The following is a 19,669-nucleotide window of genomic DNA, read 5'->3' as shown; positions in this document are numbered from 1 at the left end:
CCTAGCCACGGTCCCGTCGGCCTCGTGCTGCTCACGACATGATCGGACATGGGCTCAGCACTATTTTGCCCAGCGGCGCCCGATCCTCCAGCAGCCGGTGCGCGTGGCTCGCCTGGTCCAGCGGCAGCACCGCCTCGACCAGCGCGTCGAGCCCACCCGCCGCTGCTCGGGCCAGAACGGTGCTACCCGCCTGGGCGACTCGGTTCGACCAGGCCGGTCCCGCGCAGCCGGTGAAGGTGAGTCCACGCATGATCAGGTCGGTCGCCGTTATCCGCGCGGGTTCTCCGGACAACCACCCGTAACCGAGCAGCCGACCGCGCAACGGCGTCATGAGATCGAGCAGGCCCGACGAGCTGTCACCACCTATCGAGTCGAACACCACGTCCACCGTTGCGCCGCCGAGTGCCTCGCGCAACCGCGTGGTCCACGCCGGGTCGTTGTGGTCGATCACCTCGTCGGCTCCCAGCTCGCGGGCATGGGCGGCCTTGTCGGGACCACCGGCCGTGCCGATGACGCGACCCGCCCCGAATTCTTTGGCGAGCTGGGTCAGGGCGCTGCCGACGCCGGTGGCGGCCGCCTCGATCAGGACGGTCTCGGCCCCGGTCAGCGCGGCGGTCTCCAGCAATGGGATCGCCACCGAACCGTTCATCAGTACCGCCGCCGCGTCCACCGAGGACAGGCCGTCCGGGATGAGCGTCACGGAATCAGCCGCAGCGGCGACGAATTCGGCGTAGGCGCCGGAACCATTGGTGGACACGACGACACGTCGCCCGGTCAGCGCCGGATCGACATGCGTGCCGACCTCGGTGACGACTCCCGCGGCCTGGAAACCGAAGACCAGCGGCAGCGGCGCACCGATCGGGAACTCGCCGGAACGCAGTTTGGTCTCCGGGAACAGCACCGGAATCGCCTCGGCGCGGATCACCACCTCGTCCGCCGCCGCCCGCGGCGTCGGGACCTCCTGGGCCACCAGCACGTCCGGGCTGCCCTGTGCCGTCATTACGATTGCCCGCATCACTAACTCCATAAGTTGACTGTCGGTCCAATTAGCCCCTCGATGATATGGACCGTCGGTCAACTTGTCTAGAAAGCGGGTGCGATGGGCGAGGAACGGCCCAGGGAACGGGCGGACGCGGCACGTAACCGGCAGGCGATCCTGGATGCCACCTTCGCGCTGCTCGCCGAGCACGGCGCCGAGGCGATCACGATGGATCGCGTCGCGGCCGCCGCCGGAGTGGGTAAGGGCACGATCTTCCATCGCTTCGGCAGCCGCGCCGGGCTCTTGCACGAGATGGTGGCGCAGAGCGCGCTGACGCTCATGGACGCGATCAGCAGCGGCCCGCCGCCGCTCGGCCCCGGCGCGCCCGCCGATGCGCGCCTGATCGCCTACTTCGACGCGATGGCCCGGCTGGTGATCGACAACTCCGAGCTGATGGCCGTTTATCGCACCGAGCCGCCGCATCCGCGGACCGCCGAGTTCCACGCGTTCTGGGACAACCACATCACCACGTTGCTGCGCGAAGCCCGCCCTGACCTGGATGCCGAAGTGGTCGGGCGGCTGCTGCTGGGGGCGCTGAGCGCCGAGTTGGTGTCGAGCATGGTGCGGGCGGGTCGGACCGACCGGTTGCTGGCGGCGGTGCGCGAGCTGGTCGAGTCGGTGCTGCGCGCGCCGTGACCACTCACCGCTTCCTGGAAGGGTGCGGGTTGGCGCCGATACTTCTGTGCCGCAGGCACAGTCGCGTCGCCGACCCGCCCGGCGATCAGTCGCGCGACAGGATCGCCTCGAACCGCTCGTCCGCGCGGTCGAGCTGATCTAGAATGTGCTGCCGGACGTGGTCGGCCAGCGGCGTGTCCGGCCGGGTGACCAGGTCGCGGTACACGGCGGTGAGCGGACGGTATTTGGCGGCGAGTTTGCCCATTGCGGGACCGGTGGCGTAAAGGATGCCTACGCCGTTGTCGGTGAAGTCGGAGAGCTTGATCACCCGGGCCCATGGGTCGCGGTCCAGGTTGGTCGCGACGTGCTCGCGGTACTGTGCCTGCCGGTCGCGCGCCGGATCCGGTTCGGGATTGGTCACCGCTGCGACGAGATCGGCCACTCGTTCACCGAACCGGTCGGTGAGCGCGCCGAGAGCGGCGTCGACGGTCGGGCCGGGGCGGTCGGCGGCCAGCTCGGCGGCGTGGTCCTCGACCGAGTCGTGCAGCAGGCCCGCCGCGACCACGTCCGGGTCCTTGACCTCGTAGTGGCTGATGATCCGAATCGTCACGCGCAGTAGATGACTGAGGTACGGCTCGCGGCCGTAACGATCGTCACGATGCAGGTCGGCCGCGAGATCCAGCGCCGCGGTCAAGCGCGGCGTGTCGGGCAGCTCGGCGATTTCCAGCAGTAATCGTTCCTGCAGCCCGGCCACGCCGTAGACTTCGCTGATCGTGTGCAGCGGCATCACGGCCAAGACCCCCGCCCCTGGATTGCTCATGATGCCAGGCTAACCGGCCCGGGTGACACGCGCCGGTCGGCGGATCATTCGGCTGCGGGCACCAAAGTGTTCTGCCGGGCGGCGGTGTACCAGCGATCGCCCTGCTTGACGAGCACGTAGAGCGCGATCATGGCATGGTCGTTGTCGAGCAGTTCTCCGTCGGCCGTCGTCGCCCATGCCCGCTTGTGCGCGATCGCGACGTCCGGTCGTAGAAACGTGATGTCGGCGATCTCGTAGCGCGCGTACTGGTCTTTCAGGAATCCCGCCAGACCTCGGCGGTTCGCGTCGAGCAGCGCCTCGAATCCGGTGATCAGCGTGCCCATCGCGTTGACGACGGCGGCGTTGGCGGTGAAATCGGCGGACAGCAGCGCGGCGTCGTTGGCGTTGAAACCCGCCTCCGCGTTGGCCACGATCTGCCGGATCGCGGCGATGTCGTCGGTGTGGTCGACCGTTGTGTCCTCGACCAGGGGCGGTGTGGAAGCTGTCGTACTCATGCCGACGAGCTTCCGACCTCAACGGCGGTTCAGGTCAAGCCGGCGCGCTGTCGGGTGGAGCACAGTGCGGGCACGGCGTCAGCGGACGCCGCGCGGGCGGTACTGGATGCTGATCCGTGGGCCGGTGGGTTTGCGTGTCTTCGGTATCGCGTGCTCCCATGTGCGCTGGCAGGAGCCGCCCATGACCAGCAGATCGCCATGGCCCACAACGTATTTGATGCTCGCCCCACCACCACGGGGGCGTAGCAGCAGCGCCCTCGGCGCCCCGACCGACACGATCGCGACCATCGTGTCGTGGGTGGCGCCGCGGCCGATGTTGTCGCCGTGCCAGGCGACGCTGTCGCGCCCGTCCCGGTAATAGCACAGGCCTGCGGTGCGGAACGGTTCGCCGAGCTCGTGACGATAGTGGTCGCTCAGCGCCGCGCGGGCGTCGGCCAGGGCCGGATCCGGCAGTGGTTCGTGCTCCGCGTAGAACCGCAGTAGCCGGGGCACGTCGACCACGCGGTCGTACATCGGCCTGCGCTCCGCTTTCCAAGGCACGCAGGTGACCAGTCGGTCGAACAGCGCGTCCGCGCCCGAAAGCCAACCAGGCAGCAGATCCACCCAGGCTCCGTGGTCGAGCACCGTCCGGCGCGCATCGCGAAGCGGCGCGAATTCGGTATCACCGAATCCGTCGAGCAGCGATCCCTGGAGCGGTGTGGACATGAGGGGAGCGTACCGCTGATCGAACATACGTGCTAGCGGATTTCGGTCAGGATTGTCGGGAGCTTCGTCCGGCTGTCGGCGTGGCCGACCGGACGGGTCCGCGCGGTGCGCTTGGAGCGGCGTCCGCGTCCGCTGGGCTGCAGTGGCCCCGCTCACAGCGGGATATGCCTGGTGAAACCGGGGGTTGCGGCGCTGCTACGCTGCTTGCCGTAAGACATCCTTTAACGGACCGTCCGGTGAGGCGGGGAAGGAGGTCGGCATGGCCGTGCCCGAAGAACGGGCCGCCAAGTCCGGCGGCGCTGCCGAGACATCGCAGCGACACACCCCGGAATGGGTGGCGGTGGGGCGGGAGCTGTTGTCGGCTTCGGATGTCGGGCGGACCATCGCGCGCATCGCGCACCAGATCATCGAGAAGACCGCGTTGGACGCGGGAGAGCCGGACGCGCCGCGCGTAGTACTGATCGGCATTCCCACCCGTGGCACCACCTTGGCCGCGCGGCTCACCGAGAAGATCGAGGAATTCTCCGGCGTCCGCCCGGCTCTGGGCTCGCTCGACATCACCCTCTACCGCGACGATCTGCGTAGCCGGCCGCACCGGCCGCTGGAACGCACCTCCGTCCCGGACGGCGGCATCGATGACGCGCTGGTGGTTCTCGTCGACGACGTCCTGTTCTCCGGTCGTACCGTCCGCTCCGCGCTCGACGGCCTGCGTGATCTGGGCCGCCCCCGCGCGGTGCAGCTGGCGGTGCTCATCGACCGCGGCCATCGCGAACTGCCGATCCGCGCCGACTATGTGGGCAAGAACGTGCCGACCAGCCGATCCGAGGACATCTCGGTGCTGCTGACCGAACACGACGGCCGCGACGGCGTCTACCTGCACCAGGAGGAGGCGTGATGAATCCGACGCACGCCGCCTCGCGACGGGAGGTACGCCGGTGAGGCATCTGCTGTCGGTCGCCGCGCTCGATCGCGCCGCCGCGACCGAACTGCTCGACGAGGCCGAACGGTTCGAACAGGCCCTGCTCGGCCGTGAGGTGCACAAGCTGCCCACGCTGCGCGGGCGCACCGTGATGACGGTCTTCTACGAGAACTCCACCCGGACCAGAGTGTCGTTCGAAGTCGCGGGCAAATGGATGAGCGCGGACGTGATCAACGTGAGCGCGAGCAGCTCGTCGGTCGCCAAGGGGGAGTCGCTGCGCGACACCGCGCTGACCTTGCACGCTGCCGGAGCCGACGCGCTGATCGTGCGGCACCCGGCCTCCGGCGCCGCACACCAGATCGCACGCTGGATGGACGAGTGGGCGGTCGCGGCAGGGCACAACTCCGGCCCGGCGGTCGTCAACGCGGGCGACGGGACGCACGAGCACCCGACTCAGGCCCTGTTGGACGCGCTGACCCTCCGGCAGCGGCTCGGCGACATCGAGGGCAAGCGCGTCGTGATCGTCGGCGACATCCTGCACAGCCGGGTAGCGCGGTCCAATGTCTTCCTGCTGGCCACCCTCGGCGCGGAAGTCGTGCTGGTCGCGCCCCGCACGCTCATGCCGGTCGGCGTCGAGACCTGGCCGGCCCGCGTGTCACATCATCTGGACGCCGAACTGATCGGCGCCGACGCGGTGCTGATGCTGCGTGTGCAAGCCGAGCGGATGAACGGCGGGTTCTTCCCGTCGGCCCGCGAGTACGCGATCACCTATGGACTGTCCGAGCGTAGGTTGGCCCTGCTGGAGGACCACGCCGTCGTGCTGCACCCCGGCCCGATGCTGCGCGGCATGGAGATCGCGTCCTCGGTCGCGGACTCCCCGAAAGCCGCGGTGCTGCAACAGGTCACCAACGGTGTGCACATGCGCATGGCGGTCCTGTTCCGCCTGCTCGTCGGCACACAGGAGGCAGTGGCATGAGCGGTCGGGGCCGGAGGAGGCAGCGGAGCGTGACCACGCAGGTCCCCGCTCGTGCCGGAGAGGGACCCGGCATGAGCGGTCAGGGCCGGAGGAGGCAGCGGAGCGTGACCACGCAGGTCCCCGCTCGTGCCGGAAAGGACACAGCATGAGTGCGAACACGCCCGTTCTGATCAAGGGCGCGCTGCTGTACGGCGAAGGCGAGCCGGTCGACGTGCTCGTCGCCGACGGCGAGATCCGCCGGATCGGCGCCGATCTCGACGTGGTCGACGCCGAGATCATCGACGCGCAGGGGCAGATTCTGCTGCCCGGCTTCGTCGACCTGCACACCCATCTGCGTGAGCCGGGCCGGGAGGACACCGAGACCATCGAGTCCGGATCCGCCGCGGCCGCGCTCGGCGGCTACACCGCGGTGTTCGCGATGGCCAACACCAGCCCGGTCGCCGACTCGGTGGTCGTCACCGACCACGTATGGCGCCGCGGCCGGGAGGTCGGCCTGGTCGATGTGTACCCGGTCGGCGCGGTCACCGTCGGTCTGGAAGGCAAGCAACTCGCCGAGATGGGGACGATGGCGGCGGGCGTCGGCGCGGTGCGCATGTTCTCCGACGACGGTCACTGCGTCTACGACCCGCTGATCATGCGCCGCGCCCTGGAGTACGCCAACTCGCTCGGCGTCCTGATCGCCCAGCATGCCGAGGAGCCGCGACTGACCAAGGGCGCGATCGCGCACGAGGGGCCGACCGCTGCCCGGCTGGGCTTGGCCGGCTGGCCGCGCGCGGCGGAGGAGTCCATCGTGGCGCGTGACGCTCTGCTGGCGCGCGACGCGGGCGCCCGGGTGCACATCTGCCACGCTTCCACCGCGGGCACCGTGGAGCTGGTGAAATGGGCGAAGTCGCAGGGCATCGCCATCACCGCCGAGGTCACCCCGCACCACCTGCTGCTGGACGACTCCCGGCTGGAGACCTACGACGCGGTCAACAAGGTCAACCCGCCGCTGCGCGAGGCGTCCGATGCCGCGGCGCTGCGGCAAGCGCTGGCGGAGGGGATCATCGACTGCGTCGCCACCGACCACGCTCCGCACGCGGAGCAGGACAAGTGCTGCGAGTTCGCCGCGGCCCGGCCCGGCATGCTCGGCCTGGAGACAGCGCTGTCGATCATCGTGCGGACCATGGTCGAGCCCGGGCTGCTGGACTGGCGCGGCGTCGCCCGCGTCATGAGTGAGCGTCCGGCGGCGATCGTCGGCTTGGACGAGCACGGCAGGCCGCTCGAGGTCGGCGAGCCGGCGAATTTGACGCTGGTCGACCCGAAGGCGAGCTGGACGGTGCGCGGAACGGAACTGGCCAGCATCGCGAACAACACCCCGTTCGAGGCGATGACCTTCCCGGCGCGGGTGACGGCGACGTTGCTGCGCGGCCGGGTCACCGCCCGCGACGGCAAGGCGCTGGGCAACCGGGCGGAGGCGTAGATGAACGAGCGCGGTGTTCGAGGAGGTTCTTGAGTGGAGAGAACGCTGTGGGTCGTCGGGCTGCTGGTCCTGTTCGTGGCCTGCCTCTGGCTGATGTACCGGGGCTGGCGCAACCGCGCCGCGCGTCAGGCTGAGCGCATCGGCACGTTGCCTGCCGTGCCTGCCGAACTCGGCGCGCAGGTGCTGGAGCCGACCACCGGCCTCTACCTGGGCAGCACGATCGCGCCCAGCTGGCAGGACCGGATCACGGTCGGTGACCTGGGTTTCCGGGCCACCGCGGAACTCACGCGGTTCGAACGGGGGATTCTGCTCGAACGCGACGGCGCGACCGTGATCTGGATTCCACAGGAATCCATCACCGCGGTGCGCACCGAACGCGGACACGCGGGCAAAGTGATGACGGAAGATGGTGTGCTGGTCATTCGCTGGAAGCTGCCGACCGGAACCGAGATCGATACGGGTTTCCGCGGCGACGACAAGTCGGTCTACCCGGCTTGGCGCGGGCTTACCGCGGCGGATCAGAGCGGGACGATGACGGGAGATGACGAGGGATGACAGTCGACACGGGCGGGAGCAGGGCGGGGACGGACACGGGCGGGAGCAGGGCGGGGACGGACACGGGCGGGAGCAGGGCGGGGACGGACACGGGCGGGAGCAGGGCGGGGACGGACACGGGCGGGAGCAGGGCGGGGACGGACACGGGCGGGAGCAGGGCGGGGACGGACACGGGCGGGAGCAGGGCGGGGACGGACGCGGCACTCGTGCTGGAGGACGGCCGGGTTTTCCGCGGCCGCGCCTACGGCGCCGTGGGCCAGACGCTCGGTGAGGCGGTTTTCTGCACCGCGATGACCGGGTATCAGGAGACCCTCACCGACCCGTCCTACCACCGCCAGATCGTGGTCGCGGCCGCGCCGCAGATCGGCAACACCGGCTGGAACGACGAGGACGACGAGTCCGCGAAGATCTGGGTGGCCGGGTACGTGGTGCGCGATCCGGCGCGGCGCGCGTCGAACTGGCGCGCCACCACCACGCTGCCGGAGGAACTGGAGCGTCAGCGGGTCGTCGGCATCGCGGGCATCGACACCCGCGCGCTGGTGCGCCACCTGCGCTCCCGCGGTTCGATGAAGGCGGGCATCTTCTCCGGCGACGCCCTCGCGGCCACCGACGAGCTGGTGGCCAGGGTGAACGGCCAGCCGTCGATGCTGGGCGCCGACCTGGCGGGCGAGGTGAGCACCGACGCGCTGTACACGATCGAGCCGGACGGTGAGCACCGGTGCACCGTCGTCGCGGTCGACCTCGGGATCAAGACCAACACCCCGCGTATGTTCGCGCAGCGCGGCATGCGGGTGCACGTGGTGTCGTCCTCGACGACGCTGGATCGGATCCTCGAACTGAAACCCGACGGCGTCTTCCTGTCCAACGGCCCCGGTGACCCCGCCACCGCGACCGACGCGATCGAGCTGACCCGCGGCGTGCTGGGCGAAGGCCTGCCGCTGTTCGGTATCTGCTTCGGCAACCAGATCCTCGGCCGCGCGCTCGGCCGGGACACCTACAAGATGAAGTTCGGCCACCGCGGCATCAACATCCCGGTGGTGGAGCACGAGACCGGCCGGATCTCGATCACCGCGCAGAACCACGGGTTCGCGCTGGAAGGTGAGCGGGGCGAGCGGTTCGACACACCCTTCGGCACGGCCGAGGTGAGCCACGTCTGCGCCAACGACGGCACGGTGGAAGGCGTCCGGCTGGTCGACGGCCGCGCCTTCTCGGTGCAGTACCACCCGGAGGCCGCCGCAGGCCCCCACGACGCCGCATATCTGTTCGACCGTTTCGCCGGTCTCATGGAAGGAGCCTGATGCCTCGCCGCGAGGATCTCGAGCACATCCTGGTGATCGGTTCTGGCCCGATCGTCATCGGCCAGGCGTGCGAATTCGACTACTCCGGCACGCAGGCGTGCCGGGTGCTGCGGGCCGAGGGCCTGCGGGTGTCGCTGGTCAACTCGAACCCGGCGACGATCATGACCGACCCGGAGTTCGCCGACGCCACCTACGTCGAGCCGATCACGCCGGAGTTCGTGGAGAAGGTCATCGACAAGGAGCGCCCCGACGCGATCCTGGCCACTCTCGGTGGCCAGACCGCGCTGAACACCGCGGTCGCGCTGCACGAGCGCGGAGTGCTGGACAAGTACGGCGTGGAGCTGATCGGCGCCGACTTCGACGCCATCCAGCGCGGTGAGGACCGGCAGAAGTTCAAGGACATCGTGGCCAAGGTGGGCGGGGAGAGCGCCCGCTCGCGGGTCTGTTTCACCATGGACGAGGTCCGCGAGACGGTCGGCGAGCTCGGCTTCCCCGTGGTGGTGCGCCCGTCGTTCACCATGGGCGGCCTCGGTTCCGGCATGGCGTACAACGACGAGGACCTCGATCGCATCGCCGGCGGTGGTCTGGCCGCCTCGCCCACCGCGAACGTCCTCATCGAGGAGTCCATCCTCGGCTGGAAGGAATACGAGCTCGAGTTGATGCGCGACGGCCGGGACAACGTCGTGGTGGTCTGTTCGATCGAGAACGTCGACCCGATGGGCGTGCACACCGGCGACTCGATGACCGTCGCGCCTGCGATGACGCTCACCGACCGCGAGTACCAGAAGCTGCGCGATCTGGGCATCGCCATCCTGCGCGAGGTCGGCGTCGACACCGGCGGCTGCAACATCCAGTTCGCGGTGAACCCGCTCGACGGGCGCCTGATCGTCATCGAGATGAACCCGCGCGTCTCGCGCTCGTCCGCGCTGGCCTCCAAGGCGACCGGCTTCCCGATCGCGAAGATCGCCGCCAAGCTGGCCATCGGCTACACGCTCGACGAGATCGTCAACGACATCACCAAGGAAACCCCGGCCTGCTTCGAGCCGACCCTGGACTACGTGGTGGTCAAGGCGCCGCGGTTCGCGTTCGAGAAGTTCCCCGGCGCCGACGGCACGCTGACCACCACCATGAAGTCGGTGGGCGAGGCGATGTCGCTGGGCCGCAACTTCGCCGAGGCGCTGGGCAAGGTGCTGCGTTCGCTGGAGACCAAGGCCGCGGGTTTCTGGACCCAGGAAGACGGCGCGTGGACCGACGCCGAAGCGATCCTGGAGGACCTGCGCACTCCCACCGAAGGGCGCATCTACCAGGTCGAGCGGGCGCTGCGGCTGGGCGCGAGCATCGAGGACGTCGCCGCCGCCTCCGGCATCGACCCGTGGTTCGTCGCGGAGGTGGCCGGACTGGTCGAGCTGCGTCAGGAGATCCTCGACGCGCCCGTGCTGGACGAGCCGTTGCTGCGCCGGGCCAAGCACTACGGCCTGTCCGACCGTCAGCTGGCCGCGCTGCGGCCCGAGCTGGCGGGGGAGACCGGAGTGCGCGCACTGCGGCACCGGCTCGGTATCCGCCCGGTCTTCAAGACCGTCGACACCTGCGCCGCCGAGTTCGAGGCCAAGACCCCGTACCACTACTCGGCCTACGAACTCGATCCCGCCGCCGAGTCAGAGGTGGCGCCGCAGCGCGAGCGCGCGAAGGTGATCATCCTCGGCTCCGGGCCCAACCGGATCGGCCAGGGTATCGAGTTCGACTACTCGTGCGTGCACGCGGCGCAGACGCTGTCGCAGGCCGGGTTCGAGACGGTGATGGTCAACTGCAACCCCGAGACCGTCTCCACCGACTACGACACCGCTGACCGGCTCTACTTCGAGCCGCTGACCTTCGAGGACGTCCTCGAGGTCTACCACGCCGAATGCGAATCCGGCACCGTCGCGGGCGTCATCGTGCAGCTGGGCGGGCAGACCCCGCTCGGCCTCGCGCAGCGCCTCACCGAGGCGGGGGTGCCGGTGGTCGGTACCAGCGCGGCCGCCATCGACCTGGCCGAGGATCGCGGCGAGTTCGGCGACGTGCTGGTCGCGGCGGGGCTGCCCGCGCCGAAGTACGGCACCGCGACCACGTTCGCGCAGGCGCGCAAGATCGCCACCGAGATCGGCTACCCGGTGCTGGTGCGCCCGTCCTACGTGCTCGGCGGTCGCGGCATGGAGATCGTGTACGACGAGCAGTCCCTCGAGGGCTACATCTCCCGCGCGACCGAGCTCAGCCCGGAGCACCCGGTGCTGGTCGACCGGTTCCTGGAGGACGCGATCGAGATCGATGTCGACGCGCTGTGCGACGGCGAGGAGGTCTACCTCGGCGGCGTGATGGAGCACATCGAGGAAGCGGGCATCCACTCCGGCGACTCGGCCTGCGCGCTGCCTCCGATCACGCTGGGCCGCAGCGACATCGAGGCGGTGCGCCGCTCCACCGTCGCGCTGGCCAAGGGCATCGGCGTCCGTGGCCTGCTCAACGTGCAGTACGCGCTCAAGGACGACGTGCTCTACGTGCTGGAGGCCAATCCACGGGCGAGCCGGACGGTCCCGTTCGTGTCCAAGGCCACCGCGGTGCCGCTGGCGAAGGCCGCCGCGCGGATCATGCTCGGCGCCACCATCGCCGAACTCCGCAAGGAGGGGATGCTCCCGGGCGAGGGCGACGGCGGGCACGTCGCGCTGGACGCTCCGGTGGCGGTGAAGGAAGCCGTGCTGCCGTTCCACCGGTTCCGCCGCGCCGACGGCAGCGGCGTGGATTCGCTGCTGTCGCCGGAGATGAAGTCCACCGGCGAGGTGATGGGCATCGACGCCGATTTCGGCACCGCCTTCGCCAAGAGCCAGACCGCCGCCTACGGCTCGCTGCCCACCGAGGGCACCGTGTTCGTCTCGATCGCCAACCGGGACAAGCGCGCGATGGTCTTCCCGGTCAAGCGCCTGTACGACCTGGGCTTCCGCATCCTCGCCACCGAGGGCACGGCGGAGATGCTGCGCCGCAACGGGATTCCGTGCGAACAGGTGCGCAAGCACTCCGAGGTGCGCCCGGACGACGAGCCCACCATCGTGGAGCAGATCCGCGACGGCGAGGTGGACATGGTGTTCAACACGCCCTACGGCAACTCCGGTCCCCGCGTGGACGGCTACGAGATCCGCAGCGCGGCGGTCGGGGTGAACATCCCGTGCATCACCACCGTGCAGGGCGCCGCTGCGGCGGTGCAGGGCATCGAGGCCAGCATCAACGGCGGAATCGGTGTGCGGTCCCTGCAGGAACTGCACTCGGTGCTGCGTGGGTGAGCCGCGGCAGGACGGAACGGGCGAGATGAAGACCTTCGGCCGACGGTTGCGGCACGCGATGGGGCAGTTCGGGCCCGTGTGCGTCGGCATCGACCCCCATCCGGAACTGCTGCGGTCCTGGGACCTCACCGAGGATGCCGAGGGGCTCGAGCGGTTCGCCGAGATCTGCGTGGAGGCTTTCGACGGCCTGGTCGCGCTGGTCAAACCGCAGGTCGCGTTCTTCGAGGCCTACGGCTCCGGCGGTATCGCGGTCCTGGAGCGGACCATCGATGTGCTGCGCGCTTCGGGAACTCTGGTGCTCGCCGACGCCAAGCGCGGCGACGTCGGGTCCACCATGGACGCCTACGCCCGGACGTGGCTGGCCGACGGTCCACTCGGGTCGGACGCGGTGACGGTCTCGCCGTACCTCGGATTCGGTTCGCTGGCTCCGGCGCTGACGTTGGCCGAGGCCAACCACCGCGGCGTCTTCGTGCTCGCCGCGACGTCGAATCCGGAAGGGGCGCAGGTACAGCGGGCGGTCGGCACGGACGGCCGCGCGATCGCGCAGACGATGGTGGACGAGGCCGCGGCCCGCAATCCGGGCGGTGAGTTCGGTTCGGTGGGCGTGGTGGTGGGCGCCACGCTGAGCGAGGCGCCGGACCTCTCCGCGCTCAACGGGCCGATTCTCATGCCCGGGGTGGGCGCCCAGGGCGGTGGCCCGGAAACCATCCGCGACCTGGTACCCGAGGCGGTGCTCGGGGCCGTCCTCCCGAACGTCTCGCGCGAGGTGCTGCGGGAGGGCCCCACCGTCCCGGCACTGCGTGCCAGAGTGCACGAACTTCAGGACGCGTTCGCGTTCCTGCAGAAATGACCCGGAAGGCCGGCGCACCCCGCGCCGGCCTTCCGTCATTTCGGCCATCTGCGCGTGCAAGTGCACGCACACAGGTGCCGTTTACCGGGGCCTGGGCGCGTCACTGGGTCGATTTCGGGTCCTGAGCGGTGCGCGGGGTGGCGCATCGCACCTGGACGCCGTACAGGGCTCACAAATCGACACCGAATGCCGCGCGGGAGTGCCCGGCATACCTCGCTGTGACGCCCGACACGCGGAAAGAACTCGCGACACGCGGGAAATTTCCAGAAAGTTCCTGGTAGGGCGGGTGAGGGGTTGCTGGAACGATGCGCTGCGGTCCAGCAACCCTTTCGCAAACCACTCGGTCTGTCGAAAAAGCCCTGCTGGCGGCGTATTTCGCGACGTCCGCCGGGTGATCGGAGCGGTGGCGCGGACCGGCCGCTCGACGCACCACCCCGGTGCCTGCGATATCCGGAATCATGCGCTGACCTGGGGGGTGGGTTCGCAATCGGCGGACGTCGTGGGTACGGTCGCTGAGACTGCCGGGTTACCGGCAGGAGTTGATGCAATGAACGATGAGACGGAGGAACCGTGGCCCTTCCCCAGCTGACTGACGAGCAGCGCGCCGCTGCTTTGGAGAAGGCGGCTGCCGCTCGCCGCGCTCGGGCGGAGCTCAAGGAGCGCTTGAAGCGTGGCGGCACCAACCTGAAGCAGGTCCTCACCGACGCCGAGACCGACGAGATCCTCGGCAAGATGAAGGTGTCGGCGCTGCTGGAGGCCCTGCCGAAGGTGGGCAAGGTCAAGGCGGCGGAAATCATGAGCGAGCTGGAGATCGCCCCCACCCGGCGGCTGCGCGGACTCGGCGACCGGCAGCGCAAGGCGCTGCTGGCCCGGTTCGACTTCGACGCCTGACGACGAGGGTGATCGAACACACGCGGAAGGGTCGACTGGTAGTACTGGTCGGCCCCTCGGCCGTGGGCAAGTCCACCGTGGTCCGCTGTGTCCGCGAACGACTGCCCGACCTGGTCTTCAGCGTGTCGGCAACGACCCGGGCCCCGCGGCCCGGGGAGGTCGACGGCCTCGACTACCGCTTCGTCTCCCGCGCGGAGTTCGACGCGATGATCGAGGCGGGTGAGCTGCTCGAGTGGGCGGACATCCACGGTGGATTGCAGCGTTCGGGCACCCCCGCCGGGCCGGTGCGCGCCGCCTTGGCGGAAGGCCTTCCGGTGTTGGTCGAAGTGGATCTCGAGGGCGCGCGATCGGTGCGCCGGGCGATCCCGGAGGCGATCCTGGTGTTCCTGGCCCCGCCGAGCTGGGAGGAATTGGTGGCGCGGCTGACCTCACGCGGCACCGAATCCCCCGAGGTGATCGAGCGCCGCTTGGAAACAGCCAGGACGGAACTGGCGGCATGTGACGAGTTCGACATCGTTATCGTGAACGACGAGGTGACCAGCGCCTGTGAGCAGTTGGTATCGTTGTTCGTTAGCACAAATTCGAGTTCGTGACCCCCACCTGCGCATGAGCGATCCGGCCCGAGGAGGAGCCTGCCTGACCTCGTAGGGCCCGTCGCGCATGCGCCATCCACTACGGCATGAGCGAGCAAGCCCGGAGGCGGCAGCGCGCCGCACCGCGACGGGCTTCGTTCATGCGACACCCGACACCAGGAGTTCCCCTAGTGAGCAGTACGGACATCAAGGCCGCGCCCGCCTACGACACCCCGGTCGGCCTCACCAACCCGCCGATCGATGAGCTGCTCGAGCGCACGTCGTCCAAGTACGCCCTGGTGATCTACGCGGCCAAGCGGGCCCGTCAGATCAACGACTACTACAACCAGCTCGGCGACGGCATCCTCGAGTACGTCGGCCCGCTGGTCGAGCCGGGCCTGCAGGAGAAGCCGCTGTCGGTCGCCCTGCGCGAGATCCACTCCGACCTGCTCGAACACTCCGAAGGCGAGTGAGGCGACCGAGTTCGCTGTGACCACGACTAGGCCGGAGGCGTAGTGACCACAAGGATCGTCGTCGGCGTAGCCGGAGGAATCGCCGCCTACAAGGCGTGCTCTCTGGTCCGGCGGTTCACCGAGACCGGACACGACGTCCGGGTGATCCCCACCACGTCGGCGCTGGAGTTCGTCGGCAAGGCGACCTTCGAAGCACTGTCCGGGAACCCGGTGCACACCGGCGTGTTCTCCGACGTGCCCGAGGTTCCGCACGTTCGACTGGGCCAGGAGGCGGACCTGGTGGTCATCGCCCCGGCGACTGCCGACCTCATGGCGCGCGCCGCGTCCGGCCGCGCCGACGACCTGCTCACCGCCACGTTGCTGACGGCCCGATGTCCGATCCTGTTCGCGCCCGCGATGCACACCGAGATGTGGGAGCATCCGGCGACCGTCGCCAACGTCGCGACGCTGCGCGCCCGCGGTGCGATCGTGATGGAGCCCGCGGCGGGCCGGCTCACCGGCGCCGACACCGGCCCGGGACGACTGCCCGAGCCCGAGGAGATCTTCGGCCTCGCGTCGCTGCTCATGGAGCGCGCCGACGCGATTCCGCGCGATCTGGAGGGCCGCCGGGTCGTCATCACGGCGGGCGGCACCAGGGAACCGCTGGATCCGGTGCGTTTCCTCGGTAACCGCAGCTCCGGCAAGCAGGGCTACGCGCTCGCGCGGGTCGCGGCCCAGCGCGGCGCCCACGTCACGCTGATCGCGGGCAACACGATCGAGATGGCGGCGCCCGCCGCCGTCGATCTGGTGCACATCACCACGGCCGAACAGCTGAAAACCGCCGTCGACAAGCATGCCGTCGGCGCCGACGCGGTGATCATGGCCGCGGCGGTCGCCGATTTCCGGCCGACCAACGTCGCCGCCGCCAAGATCAAGAAGGGCGCGGGCGAGCCCGACGTCATCGCGCTGACCAAGACCGACGACATCCTCGCCGGACTGGTGCAGGCGCGACGCGACGGGCAGTTGCCCGGCACCGCGATCGTCGGCTTCGCCGCCGAGACCGGTGACGAGCACGGCGACGTCCTCACCCATGCGCGGGCGAAGCTCGCACGCAAGGGCTGCGACCTGCTCGTGGTCAACGCGGTGGGAGAGGGCAAGGCGTTCGAGGTCGACACCAACGACGGCTGGCTGCTCGGCGCGGACGGCACCGAGCAGGCACTCGATCACGGCTCGAAGGCGCTGTTGGCCAGCCGCGTGCTCGACGCGCTGAGTGTGTTGCTGCGCTGAGCCGACGGGTGCCTGCCAGGATTGCTGTCTGATCGGTCGTTCGTTCGCGACGCCGTCATCATTTCGGCACCGACGAGACACCGTGCGTTCGGCTGTCTGGGATGGCTGGGTAGTTGGCGCCCGTTCTGTCGGTGATTTGGAATAGTCTGAGATCTAAGGGTTGCGCGGTCGCGACATCGCGTTACTGTCGCAAGCCGATACGAGTAACCCGTTGAGGGAGAGGGAAGAACTGTGCGCACGTCCGGGAGCCGGCTTTTCACCAGTGAGTCCGTGACCGAAGGTCATCCGGACAAAATCTGTGATGCCATCAGCGATTCCATTCTCGATGCGTTGCTCGCGGAAGATCCGCGCAGCCGGGTCGCGGTGGAAACCCTCGTGACGACCGGCCAGGTCCATGTCGCGGGTGAGGTCACCACGTCGGCGTACGCCGATATTCCGCGCATTGTCCGGGAAAAGGTCCTGGAAATCGGATATGACTCTTCGGCAAAGGGATTCGACGGGAATTCCTGCGGTGTGAATATCGCGATCGGCGCGCAATCGCCGGATATCGCGCAGGGTGTGGACACCTCGCACGAGGCGCGCGTCGGGGGCTCCGACGACGAGATCGAGCGGCAGGGCGCAGGCGACCAAGGCCTGATGTTCGGGTACGCCACCAAGGACACCCCGGAGCTGATGCCGCTGCCGATCGCGCTGGCGCACCGGCTGTCGCGCCGCTTGACCGAGGTGCGCAAGTCCGGCGTGCTGCCCTACCTGCGTCCGGACGGCAAGACCCAGGTCACCATCGGGTACGACGGCGACCGCCCGGTTCGCCTCGACACGGTGGTCATCTCCACCCAGCACGCCGCCGACATCGATCTGGACAACCTGCTCGCGCCCGACATCCGCGAGAAGGTTCTCGACGCGGTGCTCGCCGACCTCGACGTGCCGTCGCTGGACACCTCGAACATCCGTCTGCTGGTCAACCCCACCGGCAAGTTCGTGCTCGGTGGCCCGATGGGCGACGCGGGCCTGACCGGCCGCAAGATCATCGTCGACACCTACGGCGGCATGGCACGCCACGGCGGCGGCGCCTTCTCCGGCAAGGACCCGTCGAAGGTGGACCGTTCGGCCGCCTACGCCATGCGCTGGGTCGCGAAGAACGTGGTCGCGGCGGATCTGGCCGAGCGCGTCGAGGTCCAGGTGGCCTACGCGATCGGCAAGGCGGCCCCCGTCGGCTTGTTCGTCGAGACCTTCGGCACCGAGAAGGTCGACCCGGCCCGCATCGCCACCGCGATCACCGAGGTCTTCGATCTGCGCCCCGGCGCGATCATCCGCGACCTGGACCTGCTGCGCCCGATTTACGCGCCGACCGCCGCGTACGGCCACTTCGGCCGCACCGACGTCGATCTGCCGTGGGAGCACACCGACCGCGCGGACAAGCTGCGCGCGGCCATCGGACTCTGACCCCGATCGGGTCGGAGTGAACGAACCCGCGGCGGATACCTCCGCTACCGAAGCGGACCGTACAGCCGCGGGTCCCGCACCTGTCGCGCTGCCGATCGCCCGGGTCCTCCCGCTGCTGTCGCCCGCGCATCTCGACCGCGACTTCGACTACCTGGTGTTCCCCGAGCTGGACGAAATCGCCCAGCCCGGGGTCCGGGTGCGTGTCCGTTTCGCGGGCCGCCTCGTCGACGGTTACCTGCTCGCGCGACTGGCGCACAGTGACCACGGCGGCAAGCTGGTCAAGCTCGAACGCGTCGTCTCCGGCGAACGCGTGCTGACCCCGGAGATCCTCCAGTTGGCCGGTGCGGTGGCCGCCCGCTACGCGGGCACTCGCGCGGATGTCCTGCGCTTGGCCATCCCGCCGCGTCACGCGCGCACCGAAACCGGTGGCGGCAAGAAGTCCGCTGCGGCGCAACCTGTTTCCACCGAAGCCCCGGTTTCCGCTGCCGATCCTGCCCTGGTCCACGGCGTTGACGAGCATGCCGTTGAAACCGAAATCGACGGTGGCTCAACCTCTGCGCAGTCGCCTGCCGTGAATTCCAGCCCTGCCGAGCCGATTTCGCAGTCGATGTCCATGAGACCTTCTGTCGGGCAGTCCGACTCGGTAGTACACGGTGCGAAAGCGGTGCGCGCGGATATCGGACCGGCCAGGGCAGCCGGACCCGGTGGTTCGAGCCCGGCGAACGGGGAGAGCGCCGTGCGGTCGCCCGTTGAAGGGGCAGATGGTGGTGAGCCTGATGCGGACCCTCACTCCGCCGCCGCGACCACGCACCCGGCCGCCCCCGCCGACTCGCCCGTTCCACAGGACCTTCCGGCCGTAGCGGTAGATCTCGCTTCCTGGGAGCGTTACGTCCACGGCGCGGCGTTCGTCGGTGCGCTAGCGGAGGGAAAAGGCGCGCGGGCGGCTTGGCAGGCGCTGCCCGGGGAGGACTGGCCTCGCCGTCTGGCCGAGCTGGCCGCAGTGGTGGCCCGGCAAGGGCGCAGCGCGATCCTCATGGTGCCCGACCAGCGGGATCTCGACCGGGTGCTGGCGGAATGTGTTGCGCTGGTGGGAGACTCCGCGGTCGGTCTGGCGGCGGGCCTCGGTCCAGCGGCCCGGTATCGGCGTTGGCTCGCGGTGTTGCGAGGTTCGGCGCGGGTGGTGGTCGGCACGCGCAGCGCCGTGTTCGCACCGGCGGCGCGCCTCGGGCTGATCGCGCTGTGGGACGACGGCGACGACACCTACGCCGAACAGCGCGCACCGTATCCGCACGCGCGTGAGGTGGCGATGTTGCGGGCGCACGAGACCGGTGCGGCGTTCGTCGCGGCGGGTTTCGCGCGCACCGCGGAGATCCAAGCCGTGGTCGAATCCGGCTGGGCGCACGATCTGGTCGCCGACCGTGCCGTCCTGCGCAAGGTCACTCCCCGCATCAGCGCCCCCGGCGACAGCGACATCGCACTGGAGCGCGATCCGGTGGCGCGGGCCGTCCGGGTTCCCGGTGTCGCCTTCGCGGCCGCACGGGCGGCTCTGAAAGAGGGGGCGCCGGTACTGGTCCAGGTGCCGCGTCGCGGATACATTCCCGCGCTCGCCTGCGGGAAATGCCGCACGCCTGCCCGATGCAGGCACTGCAACGGACCGCTGGCGCTGCCGGAGGCCGGCGGACCGCGGGGATCGGCGGCCGAATCCGGCGCGGCAGCACACAGCCCCGCTTGCCGCTGGTGCGGGATCACCGAGGCCGCGTTCCGCTGCGGCACCTGCGGGTCGCGCGCGCTGCGCGCCGTGGTGATCGGCGCGACGCGTACGGCGGAGGAACTCGGCCGTGCTTTTCCCGGTGTGCCGATTCGTGGTTCCGGCGGCGGCGCGGTACTCGACACCGTGGAACCGGGCGCGCAGGTGGTCGTCGCGACGGTCGGCGCCGAACCCGTGGTCCACGGTGGATACGGTGTGGCCCTCTTGCTCGACGG

The 19,669-nt window shown here is 69.5% G+C and carries 18 protein-coding genes; 14 read left to right on the top strand and 4 right to left on the bottom strand.

The features are described from left to right. Positions 1–31: 31 nt before the first annotated feature. Positions 32–1,015 (bottom strand): quinone oxidoreductase family protein, encoded by a 984-nt coding sequence (locus M8859_RS32135; protein WP_249645390.1) that lies wholly within the window; start codon positions 1,013–1,015, stop codon positions 32–34. 84 nt (positions 1,016–1,099) lie between these two features. Here M8859_RS32135 and M8859_RS32130 point away from each other — a divergent pair, with 84 nt between their 5' ends. Further along, entirely contained in the window at positions 1,100–1,675 is a 576-nt protein-coding gene (locus tag M8859_RS32130; RefSeq protein ID WP_159919279.1) for a TetR/AcrR family transcriptional regulator, read from the top strand. An 85-nt stretch (positions 1,676–1,760) separates the two neighbouring features. Here the strand turns inward: M8859_RS32130 and M8859_RS32125 are convergent, their stop codons facing one another. The 3 genes from M8859_RS32125 to M8859_RS32115 all read right to left on the bottom strand — a co-directional run bounded on the left by M8859_RS32125 (position 1,761) and on the right by M8859_RS32115 (position 3,673). Beyond that, positions 1,761–2,474 (bottom strand): HD domain-containing protein, encoded by a 714-nt coding sequence (locus M8859_RS32125; RefSeq protein ID WP_159919277.1) that lies wholly within the window; start codon positions 2,472–2,474, stop codon positions 1,761–1,763. Between the two features lie 44 nt (positions 2,475–2,518). Beyond that, positions 2,519–2,968, bottom strand: a complete 450-nt coding sequence (locus M8859_RS32120; protein ID WP_159919275.1) for an SgcJ/EcaC family oxidoreductase — start codon at positions 2,966–2,968, stop codon at positions 2,519–2,521. 78 nt (positions 2,969–3,046) lie between these two features. Next, entirely contained in the window at positions 3,047–3,673 is a 627-nt protein-coding gene (locus tag M8859_RS32115) for an alpha-ketoglutarate-dependent dioxygenase AlkB (RefSeq protein WP_159919273.1), read from the bottom strand. Between the two features lie 259 nt (positions 3,674–3,932). Between M8859_RS32115 and pyrR the strand changes: the two genes are divergently transcribed. The 13 genes from pyrR to M8859_RS32050 all read left to right on the top strand — a co-directional run. Next, a complete protein-coding gene (gene pyrR / locus M8859_RS32110) occupies positions 3,933–4,568 on the top strand; it encodes a bifunctional pyr operon transcriptional regulator/uracil phosphoribosyltransferase PyrR (RefSeq protein WP_159919271.1) in 636 nt (211 codons plus the stop codon). Positions 4,569–4,608: 40 nt separating this feature from the next. Then, a complete protein-coding gene (locus tag M8859_RS32105) occupies positions 4,609–5,568 on the top strand; it encodes an aspartate carbamoyltransferase catalytic subunit (protein ID WP_159919269.1) in 960 nt (319 codons plus the stop codon). A 145-nt stretch (positions 5,569–5,713) separates the two neighbouring features. Then, complete coding sequence (locus tag M8859_RS32100; protein WP_159919267.1) at positions 5,714–7,030, top strand: dihydroorotase; 1,317 nt, start codon at positions 5,714–5,716, stop codon at positions 7,028–7,030. A gap of 33 nt (positions 7,031–7,063) precedes the next feature. Next, the gene (locus tag M8859_RS32095) at positions 7,064–7,585 is read left to right on the top strand and encodes a PH-like domain-containing protein (RefSeq protein WP_159919265.1); all 522 of its coding nucleotides are present in this window, start codon (positions 7,064–7,066) and stop codon (positions 7,583–7,585) included. A gap of 206 nt (positions 7,586–7,791) precedes the next feature. After that, positions 7,792–8,883: a glutamine-hydrolyzing carbamoyl-phosphate synthase small subunit gene (gene carA, locus M8859_RS32090; RefSeq protein WP_236565227.1), complete on the top strand. Its 1,092-nt coding sequence runs from the start codon at positions 7,792–7,794 to the stop codon at positions 8,881–8,883. After that, positions 8,883–12,191: a carbamoyl-phosphate synthase large subunit gene (carB, locus tag M8859_RS32085; RefSeq protein WP_195071736.1), complete on the top strand. Its 3,309-nt coding sequence runs from the start codon at positions 8,883–8,885 to the stop codon at positions 12,189–12,191. Before carA ends, carB begins: the two co-directional genes overlap by 1 nt. A 25-nt stretch (positions 12,192–12,216) precedes the next feature. After that, entirely contained in the window at positions 12,217–13,041 is an 825-nt protein-coding gene (gene pyrF, locus M8859_RS32080; protein ID WP_195071757.1) for an orotidine-5'-phosphate decarboxylase, read from the top strand. Positions 13,042–13,611: 570 nt separating this feature from the next. After that, positions 13,612–13,932, top strand: a complete 321-nt coding sequence (gene mihF / locus M8859_RS32075) for an integration host factor, actinobacterial type (RefSeq protein WP_028476708.1) — start codon at positions 13,612–13,614, stop codon at positions 13,930–13,932. Between the two features lie 8 nt (positions 13,933–13,940). Then, the gene (gene gmk / locus M8859_RS32070; RefSeq protein ID WP_159919250.1) at positions 13,941–14,525 is read left to right on the top strand and encodes a guanylate kinase; all 585 of its coding nucleotides are present in this window, start codon (positions 13,941–13,943) and stop codon (positions 14,523–14,525) included. Between the two features lie 170 nt (positions 14,526–14,695). Beyond that, positions 14,696–14,977, top strand: a complete 282-nt coding sequence (rpoZ, locus tag M8859_RS32065; RefSeq protein ID WP_236565226.1) for a DNA-directed RNA polymerase subunit omega — start codon at positions 14,696–14,698, stop codon at positions 14,975–14,977. Between the two features lie 42 nt (positions 14,978–15,019). Continuing rightward, the gene (gene coaBC, locus M8859_RS32060; protein WP_159919248.1) at positions 15,020–16,243 is read left to right on the top strand and encodes a bifunctional phosphopantothenoylcysteine decarboxylase/phosphopantothenate--cysteine ligase CoaBC; all 1,224 of its coding nucleotides are present in this window, start codon (positions 15,020–15,022) and stop codon (positions 16,241–16,243) included. A 231-nt stretch (positions 16,244–16,474) separates the two neighbouring features. After that, entirely contained in the window at positions 16,475–17,686 is a 1,212-nt protein-coding gene (metK, locus tag M8859_RS32055; protein ID WP_249645389.1) for a methionine adenosyltransferase, read from the top strand. Positions 17,687–17,774: 88 nt separating this feature from the next. Beyond that, positions 17,775–19,669 (top strand): primosomal protein N' family DNA-binding protein (locus M8859_RS32050; RefSeq protein ID WP_283780275.1); only part of this gene is annotated, 1,895 nt, incomplete at its 3' end.

The sequence above is a fragment of the Nocardia sputi genome, assembly GCF_023501985.1.
This window is presented reverse-complemented; position numbering and strand designations above follow the sequence as displayed.